Source organism: Paenibacillus sp. FA6, from assembly GCF_051550225.1.
Classification (GTDB): domain Bacteria; phylum Bacillota; class Bacilli; order Paenibacillales; family Paenibacillaceae; genus Paenibacillus_AQ.
Genome location: NZ_CP188820.1, coordinates 4,393,933 through 4,404,247 on the forward strand (window position 1 = coordinate 4,393,933; position 10,315 = coordinate 4,404,247).

The 10,315-nt window shown below is 45.9% G+C and carries 8 protein-coding genes; all 8 read right to left on the reverse strand.

Going from position 1 to position 10,315, the window contains the following annotated elements; translation table 11 throughout:
* Window positions 1-51: 51 nt before the first annotated feature.
* On the reverse strand, window positions 52-1,035 hold the full coding sequence (locus ACP8HI_RS20150; protein ID WP_438347951.1) for an SGNH/GDSL hydrolase family protein: 984 nt from the start codon (window positions 1,033-1,035) through the stop codon (window positions 52-54).
* Window positions 1,032-2,417, reverse strand: coding sequence for an FAD-dependent oxidoreductase (locus ACP8HI_RS20155; protein WP_438347952.1), 1,386 nt, complete (start codon window positions 2,415-2,417; stop codon window positions 1,032-1,034). The genes ACP8HI_RS20150 and ACP8HI_RS20155 overlap by 4 nt, the downstream gene beginning before the upstream one ends.
* 52 nt (window positions 2,418-2,469) lie before the next feature.
* Window positions 2,470-3,474, reverse strand: coding sequence for a glycoside hydrolase family 130 protein (locus tag ACP8HI_RS20160; protein WP_438347953.1), 1,005 nt, complete (start codon window positions 3,472-3,474; stop codon window positions 2,470-2,472).
* A 44-nt stretch (window positions 3,475-3,518) separates the two neighbouring features.
* On the reverse strand, window positions 3,519-4,388 hold the full coding sequence (locus ACP8HI_RS20165; RefSeq protein ID WP_438347954.1) for a carbohydrate ABC transporter permease: 870 nt from the start codon (window positions 4,386-4,388) through the stop codon (window positions 3,519-3,521).
* 15 nt (window positions 4,389-4,403) lie between these two features.
* Window positions 4,404-5,300: a carbohydrate ABC transporter permease gene (locus ACP8HI_RS20170; RefSeq protein WP_438347955.1), complete on the reverse strand. Its 897-nt coding sequence runs from the start codon at window positions 5,298-5,300 to the stop codon at window positions 4,404-4,406.
* A gap of 86 nt (window positions 5,301-5,386) precedes the next feature.
* Complete coding sequence (locus ACP8HI_RS20175) at window positions 5,387-6,754, reverse strand: ABC transporter substrate-binding protein (protein ID WP_438347956.1); 1,368 nt, start codon at window positions 6,752-6,754, stop codon at window positions 5,387-5,389.
* 107 nt (window positions 6,755-6,861) lie between these two features.
* On the reverse strand, window positions 6,862-8,496 hold the full coding sequence (locus ACP8HI_RS20180) for a response regulator (RefSeq protein ID WP_438347957.1): 1,635 nt from the start codon (window positions 8,494-8,496) through the stop codon (window positions 6,862-6,864).
* A complete protein-coding gene (locus tag ACP8HI_RS20185) occupies window positions 8,489-10,249 on the reverse strand; it encodes a sensor histidine kinase (RefSeq protein WP_438347958.1) in 1,761 nt (586 codons plus the stop codon). The genes ACP8HI_RS20180 and ACP8HI_RS20185 overlap by 8 nt, the downstream gene beginning before the upstream one ends.
* Window positions 10,250-10,315 lie beyond the last annotated feature (66 nt).

Sequence of the window (10,315 nt, forward strand, 5' to 3'; positions counted from 1 at the left end):
CATGCTGTCGTTTCCTTCAGCTTATCAGCCAAATACCACTTGCATCACCATTCATCCGTTATTCTGTATAATCCGCTCCATGAAGCGAGACCCAAGAAGCTCATAGCCTGCCGCATCCGGATGAAGACCGTCTGATAAATATTCCTCATCAGATCCATCGAACCATTCTAAACCATCCCGATAAAAGATATGATGATCTCCACGTTGCTGTAGCAATTCAACGGTCTGACGAATATCCTCCCGCATCATTGGCAAGGTGAAGCCTAATTCATTCTCCTCCACTTCACGCTCCGAACCATAGATCGGTGAAATCACAAACAACGGTGTAGTTGTATGCTTCTCGCGAATATTGTCCAACATTCCAATTAACGCTGGTTTAAACGTACGTGGACTAAGCGAAGCAGCACCATAGACATTGATGCCTACGCAAAGAGTAATGACATCGGCTGGTAAATCTCGTATAAGCCGAGCAATCATGGGCTCCAGATGACAATTACCTGAATAGCCTAGGCATGTCAGATTGTATCCGCCCTCCACCGAAGCGATTGCGGGCCAGGTTCGGGAAGGGCTTGAAGCAGCTACACACTGAGTAATCGAGCTGCCATAAGTTACCCATTTCGGTCGTACATCTGGTGAAACTTCAAACTGAGATGCCACTTCAATCTTCAATCCACTTATAGTCAGACCTATATTTTGCGGTAGGTAAATCTCAATCTCCTTCATTCCAACAGGTAATCCTTCGAATACCACTTCCGTACTTCCCTGAGCACGCTTCACCGAGTAAAGCTTACCATCAGCGATACAATCTAAAGTGGCCTGATCCTCCAATGGAGTATATGACAGGGCAACAATCGTCGAATCTGAACGTAACCGCAGACGCACGCCAGCACAAATGGCTGCCTTACCGTTTATCCCGTCCGGTGGATACAGCTCGTAATCCTGATAAGGAATACGCCAAGGTTTGATCCCTGCTTCCGTATGTTCAAGTGATACTGCACCGAAGAACCATTCATCAGTTAGAGGCAGTGACTTCACAAGCTAATTCCCTCTTCCGACCTGATGTGAGCTGAAGAAGTGAAATTGTCTCCAAGCCATACATCCTGCTCCAGTAGTAACTGCTGCAGCTTCGGTATAGAAATATCCCGCGATGTTGAAGATGTACGAAGCGCCATGGCTGCAGCCGATCCGGATGCTTGACCCATGGAGAAGCAATTCGGCATCACCCGTAGAGAACCCTGAACCACTCGATCACAGGAAGCCGAACGACCTGCAACCCACAGATTATCGATACCTACTGGTAGAAGAACCCGGTAAGGCACACCATGCGAAACGCCCGGAGGTAAATGAGTGAAGGTCATATTGCTCTTACTGTTCGCCAAATGAATATCAATATAGTAGGCGTTGCGGGCGATATCATCTGGGAATGAGCGTGCCTCCATGAAATCCTCAGCCGTAAGCACGTAATCCCCTTGAATCCGCCGTGTCTCACGAATACCTACTTGCTCTCCGCTCGCCACCATATGTGCATTCTCAAATCCTGGTACATACGCCCGGAAGAATTGCGCTTGGCGCTCTGCGGTCTTGCGGCCTTCAATAGCTCCGCGGGTTAAATCTTCCGCCTTCGTTCCATCGATCCCAAAGACATGGCCGAAATTCACACCTACTAAATAGTCATTAACCCATGCGAGTCCAGATATGGACTTCCGCCCCTCGGGAAGAGCTCCCTCAGCCATAGCCTTCTCAACAGTTGCATGTAGCTGTCCCGTATCCCCGCTCTCCTGCAGAAACTGATTGAACCTTGGCTTGTCTACATTCGCCAGCAAATAGCACATACTTCCCGGTTGCAACTCCCCCTGCTCTCCACCCTTCTGGAACGGAACCCCGGCTAATGCCGCGATATCCCCGTCTCCAGTGGCGTCTATAATATAGTTACAACGGACGAAAGATCGTCCTGTTTTATTCACAATGACAACGCCTTCGATACTTCTCTTATCTTTCGATAACAAGACATCATAGACAAATGTGTGATAGAGCAACGAAACTCCGCTTTCGATAGCAGCATCGTCATATACCCGCTTCAACACCTCTGGGTCAATAGGCACCCAATCTAGGGTATCCCCGTATTCTTTGCGATAATCATCGTTGCAAGCCGTCTTCATCCGCTCCATAAGCTTCATGCCGATACCGCGAATAATCGGCTTCTCCTTATCCGTAAATGGACAGAATGCAGGAACAAGCGCAACGGTTCCCATCCCACCAAGGAATCCTCTTTGCTCAATTAGCATCGTGCGGGCTCCCCCTTCAGCTGCACTTATCGCAGCTGCTATACCGGAGGCACCACCACCTATAACGACAACATCAACTTCACGTGATACAGGTATGCTCTCCGCAGGCCATGTGATTTGGTTCTCACTCATTAGTTATTCTCCTCCTCAATGTGATATAGAATGGATTTCATCAAGCAACAACTTACTTTCCTTCCAGACAGAGACGGATCAAATCATCAACATGCGCTGTCGCCAAGCACTCAACGGTATCTGCCGCACCATAGTAAATTTTGACCTCTCCTGAATCCTCAAGGATCATTCCACCAGGGAATATAACATGATTGCGGAAACCACCCTCAATCTCATAGGATGCCTCAGGTGCAATTAGAGGAGATGCCGCCATACCGATCACTCGACTCGGATTCTCTAGATCAAGTAGCATAATTCCCGCAGTATAGCGCTTCTTCCAACTGTCCTCCCAGCCATTCTTACCGCGGTTGAAATCAAGATCGGTGGTATGAAACGTGGTCAGCCAACCATGCTTCGTCTTCACTGGAGGAGCACCGGGACCAATCTTATCATTGGCAAAAGGGACATTCTCCACGGCAAGCACAAGTTGCGAATTTCCCCAATACCGTAGATCCGGTGAATCACTCATCCACATATCAAACCGATCGATACCTCCCCGGCTGTAAACCGGCATAGGTCGTTCCAACCGGACATATTTCCCGCCAATCTTCTCTGGAAAAAGAACCATATTACGATTATCCGGTAAAGAAAGGCTGAGTACCTCGAAGTTCTCGAAGTCCTCGGTTGTCGCAATCCCACCGCGCAGTCCATGCTTCGTATCTACGGCAAAGCATATATAACATTTATCATCAATAACAGTTAATCTCGGGTCATAGACGCGGATAACTTCTTCATCGTTCCAAGTCCAACATGGAACAGACTTAACATCCCACTTGATTCCGTCATCGCTGAACGCCAGCCCTAAATTCGTCGTGCTGTGCGCAAATACCGTTTGTTTATCTGCATCACCATAATCATTGCGAAACACCATAACGTACTTCCCTCTAAATTTCGTAACCCCTGCGTTAAACACAAGCGCCGGACCATAGGGTACATCCGTTGGTGCTAACACAGGATTATGTGGATGTCGCTGGATCAGAGGACTGGATTGTAGTGGACCGATATTGAACTTATTCATGGAAGATTCTCCTTTGATAGGTTTGTATTCTAATGATGTGACTTTTACCCTTTAACCGACCCCGCTGTGACTTGTATGAATGTTTTATTTGCCAGAACATAAACGATCAGCATAGGCAAGATGGACAGACATGCACCTGCCATCATCAGGTGAATCTGCATCGCTGCTGATGAGCCATAACGAAGATTAGCTAACCCTACCGTTAGGGTCTGTAAGTTCGGATTCGTCATCGTAAAGACCATCGGTAAAATATATTCGTTCCATGCGTGCCGAAAAGCGAACAGACCAGCAACCCCCAGCCCAGGCGTGAGAAGAGGCAGAATAATCTTAAAAAAAGTGCGGATAAAGCCAGATCCATCTACCATGGCTGCTTCATCCAAATCTCTTGGAATCGCCTTAAAGAAGCCCATCAGAATAAAAAAGGTACTAGAATGCGCGCTGATCAGGATGAGAATAACACCCCACAGCGTTGTATTTAAGTGCAGAAGAACCATTAAATCAAATTGTGGTCGTAGCACAATAGCACCGACGGATATAAACATCGTTGAAGCCTGAATTCCTACATATAACGACTTCCCTGGGAAGTCCCTTCGGTCTACCACATAGGCCGCCATTGCTGCTACTAGCAATGTGCCTATCGTAACCGTGGTGCTTAGAAATGCACTGTTCCAAGTATAACGAGCGAAATTCGTCTGTTTCCATGCCTCTGCATAGTTACTGAACTGCCATGCTTTAGGGAATAAGCCGCCACCACTCATCATCTCTGCGCCTGTTTTCAAGGAGCCCGAGATCGTCATTACCAATGGGAATAAGGTAAGCAGAGCCGTAGCGAGTAGAAACAGCCACATTATTGTGCGGGCAAAGACCTTCCCAACCCGCGCGGATTCTTTCCCAGATCCAACCTGTTCGTTCATGTCTTGACTCGCCTCCTAGAATACCTTGTTCATTTTTTTGGTTGAATAATAGTAAATGGCAGTGATTCCTCCAACGATAATAGCAGTGGCAAATCCAACGGCGCTACCGTAACCGATCTGCTGCTCTACAGGCGAGCCTGTCGATACGGGGAAGAGTAGCTTATACAGATACAAGTACATGACCTCCGTCTTGCCGATCGGCCCACCCTCGGTGATGACCATAATGCTCTCATACCCTTTAAGAGAGGCAATAATTGCAAGCATGATAATCATCTGCATGACCGGACCAAGCATGGGGATCGTAATGTACCAGAATCGTTGTCCAGCATTCGCTCCATCTATTGAAGCACTCTCGTACAAATCCTGCGGAATATTCTGCAATCCGGCCAGAAACAGCAGCATATAGTTACCTACTGCCCCCCATACCGCCACAATAATAACCGTCATCATCGCATACTTTGGCCCAAGCCAATCAATCGGCTGGCTGATGATATGATATTTCATTAATAGTTGATTGATCATTCCGTTATATGAATTGAAAATGTTATAAAACACGACAGCAATGACTGCTGTACTTACCACTGTCGGCATGAAATAAATGCCCCGCAGGAAGTTTCGACCGCGTAGCTTGCCATTCAGAAGTACTGCAAGCAGTAAAGATAGCGGTATTGTAAGTAGTAGCTTGCCTCCGGCGAATACAAAAGTATTGCGGACCGATTCCCAGAATAACGTATCTCCCGCCAGTCGTCTGAAATTGTCCAGACCAATAAACAAGGCACTGCCATAGCCTGCATAATCATAGAACATATAGCGCAGCATCCAGATTAATGGGTAGATCCCCAGAACCAGGGTAAGAATGACGCTTGGAAAAAGGAATAAAGAGTTCTCTCCTAGCCGTCTCCGTTTGTACATGGTGTTATCCTCCTAAGCTCAAATGTAACCTTTTAGGAACAATAAAGGGGCCCTTCGTCAACCGCTCACTCGAGGCCCCTGACCTGTTATTCTCCTTGCGGTTTGCTTGGATCAAATGTCGGGTTCGGCGTAACTTTCGCTTCGCCCTTTTCTACAGCTTTGGTCAAAGCTGCATTGTAACGTGTATTCAGGGTTTCAGTGATTTTCTGCAAATCCCCGCCTTCAAGCATATATTTGAAGAACTCATCTGCGTAACCAGCACCTTCTGGTGTAACACTTGGAGATGTAGGCCATAGGGAATCATGTTCTCCGATAAGAAATCCTTCCATTCCGGCGATATTTGGGTTTTCAGCCTTTTCCACAATACTTGGTACTACAGCAATACCGAATCCACTCTCATGATAAGTAGTTAGAATTTCATCACCATACATATACTCCATAAACTTCCATGCAGCTTCCTTATTAGCTGATTCATTGCTGATCCCGAGCCAAGTCCCCGCAGAAACGATCTCAGAGGTTCCCTTGATCTGTCCATCAATTGTTGGAGCTAATGCTCCGGACCATTTGTTCTCTATCGGGAACTGGTCCTGATATACTCCCGGCTCCGTAGAGAATGAGAGATACATTCCGATCTTCCCAGCCGCAAATTGGGCGCGCAGAGGATCGATATCCAATGTCTCCGCACCCGGAAGGATGCTGCCCTCTTCATACATTTGCTTGAAATACTCTATAACTTGTGAGTAGGGGGCGAAGTCGAATCGACCTGTTTTCAAATCATAACCCAGTCCCTGGTACCCACTAAGCGAGAGAATTTCACGTATGGAACGGTCAAATGCCTGCTTTGGACTTTTGAAGTTCAGAGCAAATCCATAAATACCCTCTGACTTGCCAACCTCTGTAATTTTCTTAGCATCATCGACCATCTCCTGAAGGGAAGCCGGTGGACCATCAATACCCGCTTTCTCGAATAGGTCCTGATTGTACACAAGTCTTAAAGTCAGGCCCGTATTGGGTAACGAATACAACTTGTCATCAAAACGGTTAACTCCATCGATGAATGTAGAAGCAAATTTATCCTTCATAGCATCATCCAAATAAGAGTCAATCGGTGCCAGATATCCCTTTTTCACAAAGGCTTGGGTATTAGCACTCTTTAATCGCAGTACATCTGGCGCTTGTTTACTGGAGAAGGCAATATCCACACTTTGAGTGTAATTCTCGGACATCACAGTCAGCTCTACCTGAATGTTATCCTCGTTCGTCGTATTGAATTTCGTGATTAGCTCCTTGATATATTCCTGATCGTGACGGTCATCGGTCCAATATTTAATTTGTACAGGTTCCGAAGACTTTCCACCTTCCGCTTCTACTGTTTTATTATCAGGTTCACCGCAGCCTATCAATCCAAATGCTAGGGTAAGACTTAAACTAAATATTCCAACCTTTTTCCACATTACTTTTGCCCCTTTTAATTCGTATTTTCTTCGTTTCCTACTCCTTTATTATATGGAAGGTACAAATAGAAAGGAGTGAGGTAACCTCACTCTCCAGGGATAGAATTCTATTGCCTTTTATCATTAGTCGTACCCGGATGATAGCCCGCCCTGAATTCGGATGGGGTCATTCCTGTTATTTTTTTGAACATTTCACTGAAATACCGTCGTTCCTCATAGCCTACGGAAGCGGCTACCTCTTGAACAGGTATACCTTCCACCAGTAACCGTTTGGCTTTATGGATTTTCTCTGAGGTTACATACTGCGTGACAGTCATCCCCGTTACCTTTTTGAATAGACTGGAGAAGTAGCTATTGCTTAAATGAACATGCGCTGCGCATTCGGTTACCGTTACATCATGGGACAAGCGTCCTTTGATATAGTTGAGCGACTCATAAATAATCCGTTGTCCGTCTGATAACGAATTTCCCCTTACGAGCTCTGCTCCCCCCCTACATAACGTCAAAAGTTGTTGCTCCAGAACAGATAGTGGAAGCCCAGCATTTCCCCTAATCGTCTTGAAGTGCAGGACGAGCGGCTGAACATCTGGAAACGGCACAAGTTCATAAAAGCTACGGATCGCCGAGGCAGCTAGCTCATCATACAAGCTAAGCAGATAATCCGGATTAGAATGCGAGACCATCGCTTGCAACGAGACCGAAATATCAGCCAAGATAACTTCAGCCCGCTGACTGTTACCTGAACGTAGAGCAAGTAGCAATTCATCCTTATATTCAAGTGCAAAGGGTTCCTGCCTCCCCGTCATAGGCAACTCATCATAAGCAATGGCTGTATTGCCCTCTGTGAACAGATGATACGCCAGCGCACGGTCTGCTTGCCGGTAGGAATCGGGTAGTTCACTGGTCTGTTCCACTCTTCCGCCTACACCGACAGAAACAGTGAATTTAGTATATCGCTCAATGTTTCTGCAGACATATTCCGCTAGTTCTGTAGGATTCAAAAATTTAGAATCATTCATGACCGCCAGAAATCGATTATGTCTTGCACGGAAGACAACACAACGCGTGTGCTCCGTAATCGTCTCTTCCGTAATGTTGTGAAGAGAGAACCTAATAAGCTCCACTTCATGAACCGAATAATCCGAAATCTGCTCCTGAAACTTATCTATCTCAATTAACAAGACGACGAATCCAGTATGCTCTAGATTAATACCCAAGAAGTCCCACCGCTTAACAGCTTGCTCCCAGGGAGTTCGGTGGCTGACAAGTAGCGCGAAGTATTCCTGACGGAGTACAGGCATGCTCTCCCGTAGTTTAATCTCCATCTCTCGGAGACTAAGGAGCTTAGAACGCTCTTGAATAATTTGTTCCTTCGCCTGTAGGACAGCATCCATGATTTCTTCTTCGGTAAAGGGCTTAACAACAAAATTAAAGGCACCGAGCTGGACCGCCTGCTGCGCGTAATCGAAATCGGCATAGCCACTAATAATGATGATCTTACACGTCTGGTTCTGTCCGAGTATAGAACGAACCATCGTTAGCCCATCCATTCTGGGCATACGGATATCCGTAATAATCAAATCCGGCTGAACCCGACTGATCAATTCTAGACCGTCAACACCGTTTGTTGAGACTCCCTCTACCCTGATCCCGTGCTCCGCCCAATTTATAGCGGTTAACCCATCAACCACGCTTTTAATATCATCGATAATGCAAAGACTGATCAGTTCATGATTATACATCGTGATGTTCTCCTTTCAGAGGTAAAGAAATGATAACTGCAGTCCCTTTACCGAATATGCTTTCAATGTTCAGTCTCGCCTGATCCCCATAATAGAGCTGCAACCGGCTAATCAGATTAGTGATCGCATATCCGTGCTCCGAATTCTGGCGCTCGTGTGCATTAACCTGCTCTTCTTCCATTCCCTGCCCATTATCCCGGACTGTAATCGTCCATTCTTCGTGGGCATGATCCTCTTCAATCATTATCGTTATTACACCACCATTTTCCGCATCACGGAATCCGTGTAGGATGCAATTCTCTACAAGTGGCTGCAGCACTATTCGTGGCACCGACATCTGGAGTAGAGAGCTGTCTTTAATCTGAATATCATATTCAAACAAGTCCACATAACAGTAGCTCTGAAGCTCCAAATACTGGCGCACATGCTCCAACTCCTTAGCCAGCGTTGTAATCTCATGCCCATTGTTAAGTCCAAGCTGAAATAACCTAGAAAGTGAAACTACCATCTTTTGCGACTCTTTCACCTGATTCAGATTGAGCTTCCAATAAATTGTGTTAAGTGTGTTGTATAAGAAATGGGGGTCCATCTGCGCAGACAGCGCTTTGATCTCCGCAGCGCGTTTATTCGTCTCTGCCTCTTTCACCTCTTCGATAAGTACCACGATCTGCTCGAGCATCCGGTTGAAGCGATAACCCACCTGCGTCAACTCGTCACCGCTAGAACTCCCACTCCCGCTCTCAAAACGGGCAGACAGATCATTACTTTCCACACGCTTCATCACCTTAAGTAATCCTTGCAACGGCTTCAATAAATAGCTGGTAAACGCTCCAGAGATCAGTACAGCAACCATGAATGCGCATACAGTAATAAAGAGTATCATCCACTTCACATAGATCATATCCTTCAGCACGTGATCCTTGGATTGAAGGGTTAGCATCGTCCAATCAGCGATCTCAAGCTTGGCATAATTCAGTAGATAAGACTGATTATTGAGCTCATACAAATTGCCTTCCGTCGATTTATTCGTCATCCACTCTGTCAGATAACCATTGCTCACAGCCTGCTCAATAAGAGCATTCTTTACTGCATATACAGGTACACCTTCAGCATTCAATAATAACCGCGCAGCTCCCTCTTCCGATTCGCTACCTAGTAGCTTACGCAACCCGTCCTCACGAATGTTTACGACGATGTACACCCCTTTGACCGGCGTATCAAATATCGGCTCCATGATCAGAGATATGACACGATCCTTTCCCGAGAACAGCATATCCTCATGCCCCTCCACCCAGACGTTTCTTTGCTCCTGTTCAATTCGCTCATACAACATGTTATTATAGAAAGTTTCCTGCCTGTTCAGGTTCATGGATAGAGGATAAAAGGCTCCTATTGGCGTTGTTATATAGATGGAATGTATTAACGGTTCAGCAATCCTAGCCTGAGAGAATACGTTATCGAGCTCGGACAGATGGGTAAAGTATCTATTGCTGTTACCAGCATTAACATCCTTCAGCATTTCTTTAAATGGCTGGCTAATCATAAAGGTCATCATAATAAGAGATAGCTTATTTAGCTTCTCATCAACGATTTGTGCCGATTTCACAACGTTATCTTGAGTCAGCTTTAGCGCGTTTTTCTCTAAAACGGTTGTTGCTATGGAATAGGAGAAACCGCCCGAAATAAGAATAGAAAGGATGATTACAGCTAAAAAGGCAACTTTCAGCTTATTACGTAATGAATTTCTTCTCATGCTACCCAATACATCACGTCCTCATCGAAAAAATATGTAGCTTGATTATGTCACTCTACTCCACCT